This is a genomic window from Erwinia sp. INIA01, assembly GCF_025947915.1.
GTDB classification, from domain to species: domain Bacteria; phylum Pseudomonadota; class Gammaproteobacteria; order Enterobacterales; family Enterobacteriaceae; genus Erwinia; species Erwinia coffeiphila.
The window spans coordinates 126,965-141,634 of the sequence record NZ_JAPDNC010000003.1 but is presented as its reverse complement, the minus strand read 5'-3'; the positions used below and the strand labels follow the sequence as shown (position 1 = coordinate 141,634).

14 protein-coding genes are annotated in these 14,670 nt (G+C 56.2%); 9 read left to right on the top strand and 5 right to left on the bottom strand.

From position 1 onward, the window contains the following. Nucleotides 1-13: 13 nt before the first annotated feature. The 3 genes from OMR58_RS06265 (at nt 14) to OMR58_RS06255 (ending at nt 2,437) form a co-directional block, all read left to right on the top strand. On the top strand, nt 14-1,204 hold the full coding sequence (locus OMR58_RS06265; RefSeq protein WP_264545478.1) for a MalY/PatB family protein: 1,191 nt from the start codon (nt 14-16) through the stop codon (nt 1,202-1,204). A 216-nt stretch (nt 1,205-1,420) separates the two neighbouring features. Then, a complete protein-coding gene (locus OMR58_RS06260; RefSeq protein ID WP_200546191.1) occupies nt 1,421-1,627 on the top strand; it encodes a hypothetical protein in 207 nt (68 codons plus the stop codon). A gap of 75 nt (nt 1,628-1,702) precedes the next feature. After that, nucleotides 1,703-2,437, top strand: a complete 735-nt coding sequence (locus OMR58_RS06255; protein WP_264545477.1) for a 4'-phosphopantetheinyl transferase family protein — start codon at nt 1,703-1,705, stop codon at nt 2,435-2,437. 1 nt (nt 2,438) lies between these two features. Here the strand turns inward: OMR58_RS06255 and OMR58_RS06250 are convergent, their stop codons facing one another. After that, nucleotides 2,439-2,609, bottom strand: coding sequence for a hypothetical protein (locus OMR58_RS06250; RefSeq protein WP_172606541.1), 171 nt, complete (start codon nt 2,607-2,609; stop codon nt 2,439-2,441). A gap of 202 nt (nt 2,610-2,811) precedes the next feature. Between OMR58_RS06250 and OMR58_RS06245 the strand changes: the two genes are divergently transcribed. Genes OMR58_RS06245 through OMR58_RS06220 form a run of 6 tightly spaced genes read left to right on the top strand, consistent with a single transcriptional unit; the run spans nt 2,812 to nt 8,184 of the window. Further along, a complete protein-coding gene (locus OMR58_RS06245) occupies nt 2,812-3,813 on the top strand; it encodes an MsnO8 family LLM class oxidoreductase (RefSeq protein ID WP_264545476.1) in 1,002 nt (333 codons plus the stop codon). 13 nt (nt 3,814-3,826) lie between these two features. Further along, on the top strand, nt 3,827-4,957 hold the full coding sequence (locus tag OMR58_RS06240; protein WP_200546188.1) for a M20 peptidase aminoacylase family protein: 1,131 nt from the start codon (nt 3,827-3,829) through the stop codon (nt 4,955-4,957). A gap of 52 nt (nt 4,958-5,009) precedes the next feature. After that, nucleotides 5,010-5,951, top strand: coding sequence for an ABC transporter substrate-binding protein (locus OMR58_RS06235; protein WP_105591308.1), 942 nt, complete (start codon nt 5,010-5,012; stop codon nt 5,949-5,951). Between the two features lie 10 nt (nt 5,952-5,961). Next, the gene (locus OMR58_RS06230; RefSeq protein WP_105591307.1) at nt 5,962-6,486 is read left to right on the top strand and encodes a GNAT family N-acetyltransferase; all 525 of its coding nucleotides are present in this window, start codon (nt 5,962-5,964) and stop codon (nt 6,484-6,486) included. Continuing rightward, entirely contained in the window at nt 6,473-7,387 is a 915-nt protein-coding gene (locus OMR58_RS06225; protein ID WP_200546187.1) for an amino acid ABC transporter permease, read from the top strand. Before OMR58_RS06230 ends, OMR58_RS06225 begins: the two co-directional genes overlap by 14 nt. Nucleotides 7,388-7,389: 2 nt before the next feature. Beyond that, a complete protein-coding gene (locus OMR58_RS06220) occupies nt 7,390-8,184 on the top strand; it encodes an amino acid ABC transporter ATP-binding protein (RefSeq protein ID WP_200561247.1) in 795 nt (264 codons plus the stop codon). Nucleotides 8,185-8,363: 179 nt separating this feature from the next. Here the strand turns inward: OMR58_RS06220 and OMR58_RS06215 are convergent, their stop codons facing one another. From OMR58_RS06215 to ompC, 4 genes are all read right to left on the bottom strand, one after another. Continuing rightward, nucleotides 8,364-10,016 (bottom strand): multidrug ABC transporter permease/ATP-binding protein, encoded by a 1,653-nt coding sequence (locus OMR58_RS06215; RefSeq protein ID WP_200561245.1) that lies wholly within the window; start codon nt 10,014-10,016, stop codon nt 8,364-8,366. Nucleotides 10,017-10,122: 106 nt separating this feature from the next. Then, entirely contained in the window at nt 10,123-10,764 is a 642-nt protein-coding gene (alkB, locus tag OMR58_RS06210; RefSeq protein WP_264545475.1) for a DNA oxidative demethylase AlkB, read from the bottom strand. A 9-nt stretch (nt 10,765-10,773) separates the two neighbouring features. Then, nucleotides 10,774-11,832, bottom strand: coding sequence for an FAD:protein FMN transferase ApbE (gene apbE / locus OMR58_RS06205; protein WP_200561241.1), 1,059 nt, complete (start codon nt 11,830-11,832; stop codon nt 10,774-10,776). Between the two features lie 1,207 nt (nt 11,833-13,039). Further along, on the bottom strand, nt 13,040-14,143 hold the full coding sequence (ompC, locus tag OMR58_RS06200) for a porin OmpC (RefSeq protein ID WP_200546182.1): 1,104 nt from the start codon (nt 14,141-14,143) through the stop codon (nt 13,040-13,042). Nucleotides 14,144-14,670 lie beyond the last annotated feature (527 nt).

The following is a 14,670-nucleotide window of genomic DNA, read 5'->3' as shown; positions in this document are numbered from 1 at the left end:
GGGAGTGAAGCGCATGTCTTTTGATTTCTCCACCGTCACCGACCGTCACGGAACCTGGTGTACCCAGTGGGATTACGTCGCCGATCGCTTCGGTAGCGCCGACCTGCTGCCGTTCACCATCTCAGATATGGATTTCCCTACCGCGCCGTGCATTCTTGAGGCGCTGCAACAGCGGTTGCAGCACGGTGTGCTGGGCTACAGCCGCTGGCAGCATGATGATTTTCTCGGTGCAATTGCCCACTGGTTTCAGCAGCGCTTCAACAGCCGTATTGATAGTGAAACGGTGGTCTACGGTCCTTCTGTGATCTATATGGTGGCGCAGCTGATCCGCCTGTGGAGCCATCCGGGTGACGGCGTAGTCACTTTCACCCCGGCCTACGACGCGTTTTATAAAGTGGTAGACAGCAATCAGCGCCGCCTGCTGCCCTGCCCGCTGATCAAAGAGGGTAACGACTGGAGACTGGACGCAGCGCTGCTGGAAAACCTGCTAAGCCAGCCAGACTGCTCGATACTGCTGCTGTGCAGCCCGCACAATCCGACCGGAAAAGTCTGGACGCGTGCGGAACTTACGCTGATTGCCGGGCTGTGCGAGCGGCACGGCGTACGAACGATCAGCGATGAAATCCACATGGATATGGTCTGGGGTGACAATCGGCACACGCCGTGGAATGAAGTGGCACGAAGCGAATGGGCGCTGCTGACCTCCGGCTCCAAGAGCTTTAATATTCCTGCACTGACCGGCGCTTACGGGCTGATCGGCAGTAAAAACCATCGCGATGCCTACCTGCATCAGCTGAAGGCCTGCGATGGCCTGTCTTCTCCGGCGGTAATGGCCGTTCATGCCCACGTGGCGGCCTATCGCGCCGGTGAACCCTGGCTGGATGCACTGCGCGACTATCTGCAGGGCAATCTTCGCTACGTGGCCGACCGGCTGAATCACGCCTTCCCACAGCTGAACTGGCAGCCGCCGCAGTCGACCTACCTGGCCTGGATCGATCTACGCCCGTCAGGGATTGACGATCGTCTGCTGCAAACAGAGCTGATCGAACGGCAGAAAGTCGCGATTATGCCAGGTTATACCTACGGTGAAGAGGGCAACGGCTTCCTGCGGTTAAATGTCGGCTGCCCGAGGTCGAAAGTCGAAGCGGGAATGGATAAATTAATCGCTGGCATTGAGGCACTAATCCAGCACCGTTCGGGTTAACCGCTCAGACAGAACGGCGCGTCTGAGAGTTGAGGTGAAAGGGTAATGCCGGACATCATCAGCCGCGCCCTTCTGCTGAATTACAACACGTTGCAAAATTTTGCGGGTTATATCGCATATTGTCAGCAACCCGTTCTGGTGAAACAAAACTGTCACACAAATATCATACGCTGTGGATACACTTTTCATCGCACTGTGTAAAACAGGATGACTAACATGCCGACAGTAAAAGCGACAAACTTCAAAGATGCAGAAGAACTTCTTCACTCGGGTATCCATAAAGTAGAACTGGCCTACGACATCGGTAGCGACGATTTTTTCCGTCTCGCCAGCCACTGGTGTGACCGTGGTGCCAAAATTTCCAAGGGCAATGAACATTTCGTGGTATCGATTAAGAATCTCGCGATCCCGCCTAACCACTGATCCCGCCTGCCCGGCTTTGATCTCTGGCCACTAACCTGTTTAAATTACGCATCATCTTTCAACCGGTTAGTGGCTATGCTTTTGGTAAACCTGCCCGTTCTGCCTCCGTTTATTGTCAGTGCGATAGTTAGCCCGCTCGCCGCTTATCCCGATGTGTTACTGCTCGACGTGCAGTTTAACGAAGCGCATTTTACCCCTAAACTGTTTGATTTGCTGAATATCCCCTTCCCTGCCAGGCTGCAAAAAGCGGTGAACAAACGCCGCGCGGAGTATCTTGCCAGCCGCTACTGCCTGCAGCAGGCGTTGACCAGGATGGACGTTACGCAGTTCATTCTGCACAACGATGAAGACCGTGCTCCGCTGTGGCCGGAAGGCATACGTGGTTCGCTTTCGCACACCCATCGGCGCATCTGCGCGCTGCTGACCCGCCACAATGACGTCCTGCCGGGCATCGACTGCGAACAGATAATGACGGAAGAACACGCGTCAGAAATGGCGCATATGATCGTTAATCCTGCGGAGAAGGCACTGTTAGAACGGCTTGAACTGCCTTTTGCCTGTGCGGTGACAATCGTTTTTTCGGCGAAAGAGAGCTTATATAAGGCGATATGGCCCGAACTGCGGCGTTTTATGGATTTCAGTGCGGCAGAGGTGGTTGACTGGGATGCGCAAAACACGCGGCTCACGCTAAGGATTATCGATACGTTATCCGTTGAGTTTTATGCCGGAAGGGAGTTTACGGTAGAGGTCGAGTTACAGCCCGATACGGTATTAACCTGGGTTATCGGGCTGCAGAAAGAGTCTGCATAGCTTATTTACCGTCGCGCGGGCTGCGGTCGTTCAGCTGCGGCAAGTCGTGCAGATCCACACCATACAGTTCCACCATCGGAATCATCGCTTCAACAACCCGACAGCTATCCAGCGTTGCCATACCGGCAGGCACCTGGAAAAAGCGGGTAAAATGCAGCCATAAACCTTTCATACGTTGCTCCTCTGTGTTGTGAAAGGTTAGTAAACCTTATTTTATCGCCTCCACAAAATATCCATTTCGCACAGCCTTTGCCAGCCGCTGGTAATAGCCGCTTATCCCATTTGATGAATGATATATGCCAGATTTGTTGTTTTACTCCCCCCGCAGCTCCCTTCAATAATTGCCAGCAACTGAAGCACATTAAGGATTAATTATGGCTTATCAATTGAGCCTGCTGGATAAAAGTCCGGTAGCAGAAGGTGAAACGCCTGCCCAGGCACTGGCAAGGACATTACTGCTGGCACAAAAAGCCGAAGAGTGGGGCTTTCACCGCTTCTGGCTGGCTGAACACCACAATACGCAGGCTCTGGCCAGCCCGTCACCGGAAGTGCTGATCGCCTGGATTCTGGCCCATACCCGCCATCTGCGCGTCGGTTCCGGCGGCGTAATGCTGCAGCACTACAGCCCTTATAAAGTGGCGGAAAACTTTAACCTGCTGGCCTCTCTGGCTCCGGGCCGCGTCGATCTTGGCGTGGGCAAAGCGCCAGGCGGCCTGCCGCTGTCCACCCGCGCATTGCAGCACGGCATTAACGCCGAAGCGAAAGGCGATTTCTCCATCCAGCTGCGGGCGCTGGAAGGCTGGCTGAACGCCACCGCCAGCGACAGCCAAACCGAAGACCAGCTGCTGGCGACCCCGGTCCCGGCTCGCCCGGCTCAGCGTTTTCTGCTGGGTGCCAGCGAAGGCAGCGCGCAGCTGGCCGCCGAGCTGAACTGGCAGTTTGTTTTTGCCGCGCATCTTAACGGTAACCGCCAGGAGCTGGAGCAGACGCTGGCAACCTATCGTCGCCTGAGCGGCGGACAGTCGGCGCTGGTAGCGGTGCAGGTGATTGTGGCGGAGTCAGCGGCAGATGCCGACCTGCTTGCCGCCGATCTGCAGCACTACCGTGTTCATGTAGAAAATGGCCAGAGCGTCACCGTTGGTACGATTGCCCAGGCGGAAGCCTTTATTCGTCAGGCGAATGCTACGAATTACCGCATCGAACCGCGCGAAGCCGCGGTCATTAAAGGCACAGCCGAACAGGTTCATAACGAGCTGGAAGCGCTGCATCAGCAGTACGGCATTGAAGAGTTTGTTATTGATACGCCGGTCAGCAGCGGCGCGGCACGGGTGAAATCGCTGGAACTACTGGCCAGCCATCGCCTGGTCGCCGCCTGAGGAGCACAGCACAATGAGTCAGAATCTTGGACAACAGTTAATCGCATGGCGACGTGAACTGCATCAGTTCCCCGAGCTGTCCAATCAGGAATTTGCTACCACTGAACGCATTCAGGGCTGGCTGCGCAGCGCTGGCATCGAGCCGCAGCCTTACGGGCTGAACACCGGTGTCGTGGCCGAGATCGGTCAGGGTGACGCACTGATTGCGCTGCGTGCCGACATCGATGCACTGCCGATCGAAGAGGTGGTCCCGGTTGAATTTCGCTCACAGAATCCCGGTGTGATGCACGCCTGCGGTCACGATGTACATACCTCGGTGATCCTTGGTGCTGCACTGCTGCTGAAAGCGCGTGAGAAAACGCTGCCAGGCCGGGTACGTCTGCTGTTTCAGCCAGCGGAAGAACGCTTTGGCGGAGCGAAAACGCTGATCAAAGCCGGTGCGCTGGAAGGCGTAAGCGCGATTTTCGGCATGCATAACGCGCCGGAACTGCCGGTTGGCACTTTCGCCACGCGCGGCGGGCCGTTTTATGCCAACGTCGATCGCTTTGACTTCGAAGTCACCGGTAAAGGTGCCCACGCCGCCCGTCCGCAGGAAGGGATTGACGCGATTGTCATTGCCAGCCAGATCGTCACCGCGCTGCAAACGCTGGTCAGCCGCAGCTACAGCCCGCTGGAATCGGTGGTGGTGAGTGTGACCCGCATTGAGGGCGGCAATACCTGGAACGTGCTGCCGCAGACCGTGGTATTGGAAGGGACGGTGCGTACCCACAACGACGCCATTCGCGAATCATTACCGCAACGCTTCCAGCAGCTGATTAGCAGCATCGCCGAAGGCTTCGGTGCAACAGCGAAGCTCAACTGGCATCCGGGGCCTCCGGCGCTGGTCAATACCGAGCGCTGGGCAGAATTCAGTAAAGGGGTCGCGGCGGAAGCCGGTTACACCGTGCAACACGCCGATCTGCAAATGGGCGGGGAGGATTTCGCCTTCTACCTGCACAACACTCCTGGCACCTTCGTCAGTATCGGCAGCGCCAGCGAATTCGGCCTGCATCATCCCGGATTTAAACCGGATGAAAGCCTGATCGAACCGGCCGCCCGTTATTTCAGCCAGCTGGCGGAAGCCGCGCTGCGTGAAATTAGTTAGCCACAGCAAACTGCGTTTCCACCTGCACATTCAAATAATAAGAGTAAACATTATGCTTAAAACCTCATTACTGTCAGGACTGTTCGTTGCTACCGCCCTGTTGACCAGCGGAGCCTGGGCCGAAACCGTCACCGTGAACGGCACGGGGATCAGCGTGGAAGCCAATGCCGCGCCGATCCATGCGCCGGTAAACCCTGAAGCCGTGGCGCAGATCCCTAAGGATCACCGCTTCGCCGTGCCGGGTAAATTTACCGTGGCGGTAGCCGCGCTGAACTCCCCCCCGCTGACGTTGTTCTCCGACGACAACAAAACCCTGCAGGGTAGCGAAGTGGATATCGCCCGCCTGGTGGCTGATAGCCTGGGTCTTGAGCTTAACGTGGTGCCAACCTCCTGGGAAGACTGGCCGCTGGGCGTCAGCTCCGGCAAATACGACGCAGCGATCACCAACGTGACGGTCACCAAAGAGCGTAAGGAGAAGTTCGACTTCGCCACCTACCGTCAGGATTCACTGGGCTTTTACGTCAAGTCCACCAGCAAAATTACCTCGCTGAAAAAAGCGGAAGATATTGCCGGTCTGCGCATTATCGTTGGCTCCGGCACCAACCAGGAAGCGATCCTGCTGGCCTGGGATGAAGCCAACCAGAAAAAAGGCCTGAAGCCGTTTACCCCAATCTACGTAAAAGATGATGCCGCGCAGACGCTGGCATTGCAGTCGGGTCGCGCGGACGCCTTCTTCGGTCCAAACGTGATCGGCGCATGGAAAGCGGCGCTGACCGGCCAGACCAAACTGGTTGGCAGCGTTGACGGCGGCTGGCCGAAGGCGGCACACATCGCGGTGACGCTGAAGAAAGGTAATGGCCTGGTAACACCGGTGAATACCGCGCTGAACGGCGTGATTAAAAGCGGCGAGTACGACAAGGTACTGAACCGCTGGGGCGAAGGCATTGAACGCCTGGATCGCTCCGAGATCAACCCGCCGGGTCTGGGCGACTAAGGAGTTCGTGATGAGTCAAGCACAGTTCCGCCAGCTGTCACCGGAAGCCCCGGAGCTGGCACCGATTATCGAAGGTCTGTTTGGCGAATACAGCGCCCGCTACGGTGATTTTTTCGCCCGCGACGCGGAAGTCGAACTGACCGAATGGTATTTGCCGCCACGGGGTACGTTTGTGGTGCTGGAGCGCGATGGTGAGATTATTGCAATGGGCGCCTACAAGGCGCTCGACGCGGAAACCGCCGAGCTGAAACGCATCTGGACGCGCAGCGATCTGCGCCGCCAGGGGCTGGCACTGCAGGTGCTGGTTGAACTGGAGCGACGCGCCGAGCTGGCAGGTTACACAGGGGTGTTCCTCACCACCGGTTTCCGCCAGCCGGAAGCCGTCAGGCTCTATCTTTCCCACGGCTATCAGCCGCAGTTCGATATCACCCGTAACCCGGAAGAGTACAGCCTGCCGCCCCATGATGGCCGACTGCGCTTCCGAAAGCTGCTGAATCAGCATGTTACCGCAGGAGCCGCTCATGAAACACAATGAAACGGAAACCCTGCGCGTGGTCCCTGCCCGCTATCCGCTCAGAGTGCTGGGCGGGTTTATTGCCCTGTTTGTGCTGGCGGTCGTGATTCAGTCGGTGGCCTTTAATCCTCGCTGGGAGTGGAAGGTCTTCGCCCACTGGTTCTTCCACCCGGCGATCCTCAGCGGCCTGGGCCAGACCCTGCTGCTGACGCTGATCGCCACGGTACTCAGTATTTTCTTTGGCGGCCTGCTGGCGCTGGCCCGCCTTTCACCTTCGTGGCTGCTTTCGGGACTGGCTTTCGGCTACATCTGGCTGTTCCGCTCGCTGCCGCTGATTGTGGTGCTGATTATTCTCTACAACTTCTCTTACCTCTACGACACGCTGTCGATTGGTATTCCGTTTACTCCGCTGACCTTTGCCGAATACCAGACCATTGACGTACTTGGCCAGTTCAGCACCGCCGTAATCGGCCTGACGCTGGTGCAGTCGGCCTATACCGCTGAGATTATTCGCGGTGGCATACTCGGCGTCGATCAGGGTCAGTTTGAAGCCGCTGCCGCGCTGGGCCTGCCGGGCTCGCGCCGCACGCTGCGCATTATCCTGCCGCAGGCGCTGCGCTCGATTATCCCGACCGGCTTTAACGAAATTATCAGCCTCGCCAAAGGCACCGCGATGGTGTACGTACTGGCGATGCCGGAACTGTTCTACACCATTCAGATGGTCTACAACCGTACGCAGCAGGTTATCCCGCTGCTGATGGTGGCCGCCGTCTGGTATCTGCTGATCACCACCGTACTGTCGATTCTGCAGCATTATGTCGAGCGCTGGCTGGCCCGCAGTGCAACCCGTGAATCTTCTACTCCGCGTCCACGCTGGCGCTTACGCCGCCAGACTGCAGCGATCACCCCGCTAAGGAGCTAACGATGTCAGAAGCCCTCGATCTGCACAGCCACGCGGTGCGCGGCCATATTTCGATTACCCACGTCAGCAAAAGCTTTGGCCGCTTCAAGGCGCTGGATAACGTTTCGCTGGAGCTGCCGCCGGGTTCGGTGACGGTGATCCTCGGCCCTTCCGGCTCCGGTAAATCCACGCTGCTGCGGGCGATTAATCATCTGGAACGCGTCGACGAAGGCTTTATCCGCATTGACGGTGACTACATTGGCTATCGTCGTAAAGGTGACAAGCTGTACGAACTGAAGGAAAAAGCGATTCTCAAGCAGCGTACCGAAGTGGGTTACGTATTCCAGAACTTCAATCTGTTCCCGCATCTGACGGTGCTGGAAAACATTATTGAAGCGCCCATTGTGCATAAAAGATTAACGCGGCAGCAGGCGATAGAACGCGCCGGAGAGCTGCTGGATGCGGTGGGATTACGTCATAAGGCCGACGCCTGGCCGCGCCATCTTTCCGGTGGTCAGCAGCAGCGCATCGCGATTGCTCGTGCACTGGCGCTCGATCCACGAGTTATTCTGTTTGATGAGCCGACCTCCGCGCTGGACCCGGAGCTGGTTGGTGAAGTACTGGATACCATTAAAAAGCTCGCCCGCTCCGGCACCACGCTGGTGGTGGTCACCCATGAAATCGGCTTTGCGCGCGAGGTGGCCGATAATGTGGTGTTTATGGTTGACGGTAAAATCGTTGAACAGGGCAGCGCACAGCAGGTGCTGAACAACCCGCAGCATCCGCGCACCAGCCGCTTCCTCGCCAAAGTTCTCTAATTTCTCCCCCTCTCTGATGCATAAAAAAACGGCTTATCATAATGATAAGCCGTTGCAACCATTTGGTAAGACGACGAGAAAGTTCAGGGAAGTTAACGGCGGTACTCAACCGTTGCAATCAGCTTACCCCTGTACTAACCCGTTGACTAATAACAATAGTAGCTGAACTTATGCAAAGGTCAGCCTGCGGTATCCGTACGCTTTACCGCGTCCAGCGTGGCCATATCCCGCTCGGCCCCGGTCAGCTCAGTGAGATGCCCATGGCGCATTTCCAGCAGGCGATCGGCATGCAGGAAATAGTGATCGTCATGGCTGATAGCAAAGACGGTTTTACCCATCCCCTGTAGCCACGGCAGCAGCTCGCGATAGAAGATACGACGGAAGTGCGGGTCCTGATCCGCCGCCCACTCGTCAAGCAGCAGAATGTCGCGCTGTTCGGCGGTGGCCAGCAGCAGCGCCAGGCGCTTGCTCTGCCCTTTCGACAGTTTCAGATTCAGTATGCGGTTGCCGTCAAGCTGGATCTTATCCTGCATCTGTAGCCGCTCCAGCCACGCCTGGACCCGCTCGGGATCGGCCGGCTGGCCGCTGTCATCGATGAGTCGGTCGAACAGATGCACATCGGTAAATACCGCTGAGAACAGCTGCCGGTAATCGTCCATCGATTCGGGCTGAATCACTTTGCCGTCGAGCAGGATCTCGCCGGAAACCGGCTGATATAGCCCGGTCAGCAGCATCGCCAGCGTGGATTTTCCGCTGCCGTTACCGCCAATCAGAAACACCAGCTCGCCACGGTTGAGAACCATATTGATCGGTCCCACGCTGAATCCGCTATCGCCGTAGTGGAACACCAGGTTGCGCAGCTCCAGCGTCTGCCACGCTTTTTTACCGCGCTGCGCCGGGAATTCAGCCTGGTAGTCGGCCAGCTTAAAGGTATTGAGCTTGTTGAACGCCACCTGCGCGGTCAGCAGCGTCGGCAGCGCGCCAACGGCAGACAGCATCGGCGTACGCAGGAACAGCAGCGTCAGCGAATAGGTGGCGGCCACAGCGGTATCGGCCCAGCCCAGGCTATTGGCCAGATAGAATGCCAGCCCGATCGCGCCGAGCATCATAATATTCGACCAGTTCACGGCGCTGAGATGGTAGGTATCCGCGCGCACGATATGATGGCGATAGGTGCGGGCATCCTCACCGTAGACATCGTCAAAAATCTGCTGCGCGCGCTGGCGGTTCAGCGCCAGTTCTTTGCGGCCTTCGATAATGGTCTGGAAATCGGCATACAGGCGCTCTTCGGTGTTACGCAGCACTTCCAGATGGCGGTAAACGCGCGATACCAGCAGCCAGCCGCCGAAAATCGTGATGGCAACCCAGATGGCGGTGACCACCAGCATTTTCGGTGACAGCCAGCCCAGATAGGCCGCCGATCCCACGGTTAAAATAATCCCCTGGATCAGTTCCGGCAGGCGCACGAAGGCGATAGTGATATTGCGCACGTCGCTGGTCAGCGCCGCCAGCAGTTGGGCGTTACCAATCTGCTCGATGCGCTCGACGCGAGTATCCAGAATCCGGCGGATAAATTCACCGCGCAGGCGATAGACAAAGTGGTGACCCAACAGGGTCAGCGCCAGCTGGGACCCCAGCGTTACTGCCATCAGCAACAGCAGCAGGCCAAGGAACTGTGGCAGCACCATCAGTGAAGAGTTGAGAGTAACGATCAGTTCGCGGTTGATAAAGGCGATAAGACCAATACCCAGCGCGGCGCTGAGCAGGCTAAGCAGGATCACGCCGATAAACGGCCAGCGATACTGCTTATAAACAACGTGGAGCAACTCCATGAAAACATCCCGGCAGGTAAAAAAGCAGCTAGCAGTTTAATGAGATAGTGGGCTATATCAATACTAATTCTCATTATCACCGCATTGGCTGCGTGTTAAGCCGGGGTTAGTGCGCGCGGCGGAAGGTCAGATTAAAACGGAACGCACCGGCCTGAGGGTGAATACCGGGTTTCAGCGGCAGAATCCCGTGGTAGCGCAGCCGTGAAGGCCCGCCCCATACCACCACATCACCGTGCTCCAGCAGCACCCGCGTGGTGCCGTCACTCCGCTCAAAACCGCCAAACTGGAAGACCGCAGGCAGCCCGAGCGAAACCGAGACGATCGGCTGGCGCAGGTCGCGCTCGTCCTTATCCTGATGCAGGGTCAGCTTTGCTCCAGGCTCATAGCGGTTAAGCAGGCAGGCATCGGGATTAAAGTTAGCGAAACCGGCTTCGGCGGCACAGCTGACGGCAAGCTGGCGAAACAGCGTCGGCATAGGCGGCCAGCGGGTTCCCCCGGCGTTATCCTGCTCGCTGTACTGATAGCCGCGCGAGTCGGTGCTCCAGCCCAGATCTCCGCAGTTGGTCATCGCCACCGACATGCGGTGGCCGCCGGGCGTGATGCGATGGTGAAAGGGGTTCTGTGCCGCAATCTGCGCCACCTGTTCAAGTAGTGCATCGGCATCGCTCAGTGCTCGTCGGCGCAGGATCACCGCGCCGTCAGCCAGCGGTTCGCTCCAGGGTTCCTCTTCGGCAAACAGATCGAGCATAACGACTCCTCAGGGTTTATCACTGCCGGTATCAGACTGTATAAAGGCCTTAAACTGCGGCGACATCCAGCTGACAAAGCCGTCGCCCTGTTTATAGATCAGATAGACCGCCAGCTTATCACGCAGCGCCAGCGCTTTGGCTTTCTCCTCGCCCAGTACCATCAGCCCGGTATCCCAGCCGTCGGCCTCCAGCGCCGTGGTAGCAATCACCGTGGCGGACACCAGGCGATGCTGGATCGGCTGGCCGGTGACCGGATCGATCACGTGAGAAATACGCTTGCCGTCCAGTTCATAGTAGTTGCGATAGCTGCCGGAGGTGCTGATGCCGTGTCCCTGCAGATCGACGATGGCCTGTACCGCATTTTCACGATCGGTCGGTTTCTGAATCGCCACCTGCCAGGCTTTGCCCTGCGCATTTTGCCCACGCGTCAGCACCGCCCCGCCTACCGAAACCAGATAGTTGTTGATGCCCTCTTTTTCCATCAGCCGCGCCAGGTGGTCGGTGGCGAAACCTTCACCCACGGTTGAGAGGTCCACGTACAGTCCCGGAAGATCTTTTTGCAGATATGCCTGCCCGGCACGGTTGATCACCTGCAGGTGCTGCAATCCGGTCAGCGCGCGGGCGGCATCGATCTGCTGAATGTTCGGGGTGCTGACGGGCTGTTTGTCCGGGCCGAAGCCCCACAGATTAACCAGGGGTCCAATCGTGATATCCATCGCACCGCCGGTTTGATGACCAATTCGCAGCGCCAGGGTGACGATATCGGCCATATTGTCGCTGACCGGCTGCGGGTCGCTGCCGCGGTACTGGTTGAATCGGGAAAGGACGGAATCATTTTTCCAGGTTGAAAGCTCATGGTCATCGTTATTCAGCTGCTGTTGGATGGCGTTTTGCAACGCTTCACGGCGCGAGTTATCCACGCCCGCCAGGCTGACGCGCCAGTAGGTTCCCATCGTTTTCCCTTCCAGCACCATGGCATCCTGCTGCGCGGTGGTTTGCGGGTTGTCGCAGGCCACCAGCAAAAATGCGGCCGCCAGGCTGATAAAGTGTCGCCAGTTCGCTTTCATTTTCTTTCTAACCTTTTTGCTGCCGTTACGACGTAAGCCTGAGCTACGAGGGCTGCGCCATTTTTAAATACTGTATAAAATTTGTGGCGATGATTATCTTTGCCACAGGCGGGAATGACAAGGGAAGCCGGTGTGGTGATTCAGGGGCGGTTTAGAAATAGGGTGAGTTAACGAGGGAATGCCACACAGGTGGATTGTACCCCAGGTTGTTTGTAAGGTCAGAGGCTGGCGCTGGCGGGTTATGCCTCCGGGCGGATGGTCCTCGCGCCGCTTTGCGGTACCTTCACTTCGCTTGTCAGCCGGACGGACCAGCACAGACGCGCGTCCTGCGCGGCTGTGCCTTTCGCCTGCGTCCATGCAGGCGAATCCTGGCTTCCTCTCTGCGTTCAGCGCTGTGGATTGTCCGCCCGGAGGCATAACTCGCCTGCTTTCTGGCTTCCGCGTCGCCTGAAAATGAATCCAGGATTCCTCTCTGCGTTCAGCGCTGTGAAATGTCCGCCCGGATGCACAACTCGCCTGCTTTCTGGCTTCTGCGTTGCCTGAAAGTGAATCCAGAATTCCGCTCTGCGTTCAGCACTGTGAAATGTACGCCCGGAGACATAACTCGCCTGCTTTCTGACTTCTGCGTTGCCTGAAAAATGAATCCAGTATTCCTCTTCGCGTTCAGTGCTGCGAGTTGTCTGCCCGGAGGCACAACTCGCCTGCTTTCTGGCTTCTGCGTTGCCTGAAAAATGAATCCGGATCTCTTCTCTGAATGATGAAAGCGATGCAAAACGTTCAGAAGGCCCGACCTCTGCGGCGACCGGGCAATCCGCAGCGCTGAGGTGCAGGATTCTGGGCCGGAGAGACCCGCATGGACGCGGGTCTCAGGCGCGGCGTGGGCAGGACGCCCACTCCGGGTCGGTCCGCAAGACCAGAAGCCGGAACCGAAGGCATCATGCGCAGCATGACGCGAGGACCGCCCGGCCGCCGCAGAGGTCGGGCCTGGCTTGCTCAAGCCACAGCCACAGCCACAGCCACAGCCACAAACGATTAGCTGCTGATAACAAAAGCACAAGTGCACTTTATTGCGGAAAGGATGACGTTAAGAGAGGGTTATGCGGCTACCGATGATAAAAAAGCCGCCATCTTGAAAAGATAGCGGCTCCGTTACTTTCAACTTACAGGCATCAGGGGATATCCTTCAGCCCATCTGTAGTAGCAAGACTTAGAACTGGTAAACCAGACCAACTGCCACTACATCGTCGGTATTGATACCGGCTGCGTTGGTGAAGGCGCTGTCGTCCAGCAGATTGATCTGGTAATCAACGTAGGTGGACATGTTTTTATTGAAGTAGTAGGTGGTACCCACATCAATGTAGCGTTTCAGGTTCTGAGAACCGTAACCTTCGATCTGTTTGCCACGTGAGCTAACAAATGCCAGAGATGGGCGCAGGCCGAAATCAAACTGGTACTGTGCAACCAGTTCCCAGTTATCTGCCTGGTTTGCGTAACCGTAAGCGCTGGAGTCAATGCTGCCAAAACGGGTCGCGTTATACGCGCGAGTATACATGGCGGCCAGGTAAATGTTGTTAGCGTCATATTTCAGACCGCCTGAGTATGCGGTCGCGTGGTCGCCGTGACCCAGCGCTGCGCTGTTGTTCTGCTCGTCAGTACGGTCAGAAGAGAACATAGCGGCACCGATACCAAAGCCTTCACCGATGTCATAGGTGGTTGACAGACCCCAGCCATCACCGTTCTGGCCGAGCACGTCACGACCGTTGTTGCTTTCTTCCGGGCTGCCGTTTTTACCCTGATACTGGATAGCAAAGTTCAGGCCGTCAACCAGACCAAAGAAGTCATTGTTACGATAGGTCGCAAGGCCGCTTGAACGCTGGAAGAGGAAGTTATCCGCACCGTAGGTATCGCCACCGAACTCAGGCAGAACGTCGGTCCATGCGCCAATGTCGTACATAACACCGTAGTTACGACCGTAGTCCAGAGACCCCGCATCGCCAAATTTCAGACCCGCGAAACCGACACGCGTGTAGTTGTCAGCAGTCCCCTGAGACTCGGTGTTGTTCAGCGCAACCTGATATTCCCACTCACCATAACCGGTCAGTTGATCGGTCACCTGAGTTTCGCCCTTGAAGCCAAAGCGGAGGTAAGACTGGTCACCGTCGGTACCATTGTCATCGGAGAAGTAGTGCAGACCGTCAACTTTACCGAACAGATCCAGTTTGTTGCCGTCTTTATTGTAGATTTCAGCTGCGCCAGCAGTACCAGCTACCAGCAGAGCTGGAATCATCAGCGAAAGAACGCGAAGTTTCATGTAATTACCCTCTCATTTTATTTATCTTATTTGCCACTGCGTACTGAATGTATTAATTCAGCGTTGAAGGTCATATTAAGGAACCACAGGCAATAATCCATGAGGAAAATGATACCAAACACAATAATATGTTTCAGAACATATTACATATATTTCAAAAAGTAAATTCAAGGGAACTTTTAAACGGCATTTATTGATAAATAATATAGCATCAATAATCAAAAAATAATTAAATCTATTGAAAACAATAATTTAAAACAGTTATTTTACGCACTGAATGATAAATATCGCCATCCAGCAAAAGCTATAATAATTACGCTATCATCATTTAATTTCATTATTACCTTCATTCACCCCGAATGATTTGTGTCACCCCAAATATTTCCGCCGGGCCTTGTTGCCCGGTTTTTTTTGCTTTTAATTCCTGCGCGAACCTCCGTAAAGTTAATTTCCCCCGTAAAGTAAACGTTCTCTCTCCGTCACTCCGTCTGAAGGAAACAAATAGCCGCTACAGTTCTGCTTCTGAA

Excerpts from the sequence above, each read along its gene's own strand:
- OMR58_RS06265 (WP_264545478.1), top strand. The coding sequence starts at position 14 with ATGTCTTTTGATTTCTCCACCGTCACCGACCGTCACGGAACCTGGTGT.
- OMR58_RS06260 (WP_200546191.1), top strand. The coding sequence starts at position 1,421 with ATGCCGACAGTAAAAGCGACAAACTTCAAAGATGCAGAAGAACTTCTT.
- OMR58_RS06255 (WP_264545477.1), top strand. The coding sequence starts at position 1,703 with ATGCTTTTGGTAAACCTGCCCGTTCTGCCTCCGTTTATTGTCAGTGCG.
- OMR58_RS06250 (WP_172606541.1), bottom strand. The coding sequence starts at position 2,609 with ATGAAAGGTTTATGGCTGCATTTTACCCGCTTTTTCCAGGTGCCTGCC.
- OMR58_RS06245 (WP_264545476.1), top strand. The coding sequence starts at position 2,812 with ATGGCTTATCAATTGAGCCTGCTGGATAAAAGTCCGGTAGCAGAAGGT.
- OMR58_RS06240 (WP_200546188.1), top strand. The coding sequence starts at position 3,827 with ATGAGTCAGAATCTTGGACAACAGTTAATCGCATGGCGACGTGAACTG.
- OMR58_RS06235 (WP_105591308.1), top strand. The coding sequence starts at position 5,010 with ATGCTTAAAACCTCATTACTGTCAGGACTGTTCGTTGCTACCGCCCTG.
- OMR58_RS06230 (WP_105591307.1), top strand. The coding sequence starts at position 5,962 with ATGAGTCAAGCACAGTTCCGCCAGCTGTCACCGGAAGCCCCGGAGCTG.
- OMR58_RS06225 (WP_200546187.1), top strand. The coding sequence starts at position 6,473 with ATGAAACACAATGAAACGGAAACCCTGCGCGTGGTCCCTGCCCGCTAT.
- OMR58_RS06220 (WP_200561247.1), top strand. The coding sequence starts at position 7,390 with ATGTCAGAAGCCCTCGATCTGCACAGCCACGCGGTGCGCGGCCATATT.
- OMR58_RS06215 (WP_200561245.1), bottom strand. The coding sequence starts at position 10,016 with ATGGAGTTGCTCCACGTTGTTTATAAGCAGTATCGCTGGCCGTTTATC.
- alkB (WP_264545475.1), bottom strand. The coding sequence starts at position 10,764 with ATGCTCGATCTGTTTGCCGAAGAGGAACCCTGGAGCGAACCGCTGGCT.
- apbE (WP_200561241.1), bottom strand. The coding sequence starts at position 11,832 with ATGAAAGCGAACTGGCGACACTTTATCAGCCTGGCGGCCGCATTTTTG.
- ompC (WP_200546182.1), bottom strand. The coding sequence starts at position 14,143 with ATGAAACTTCGCGTTCTTTCGCTGATGATTCCAGCTCTGCTGGTAGCT.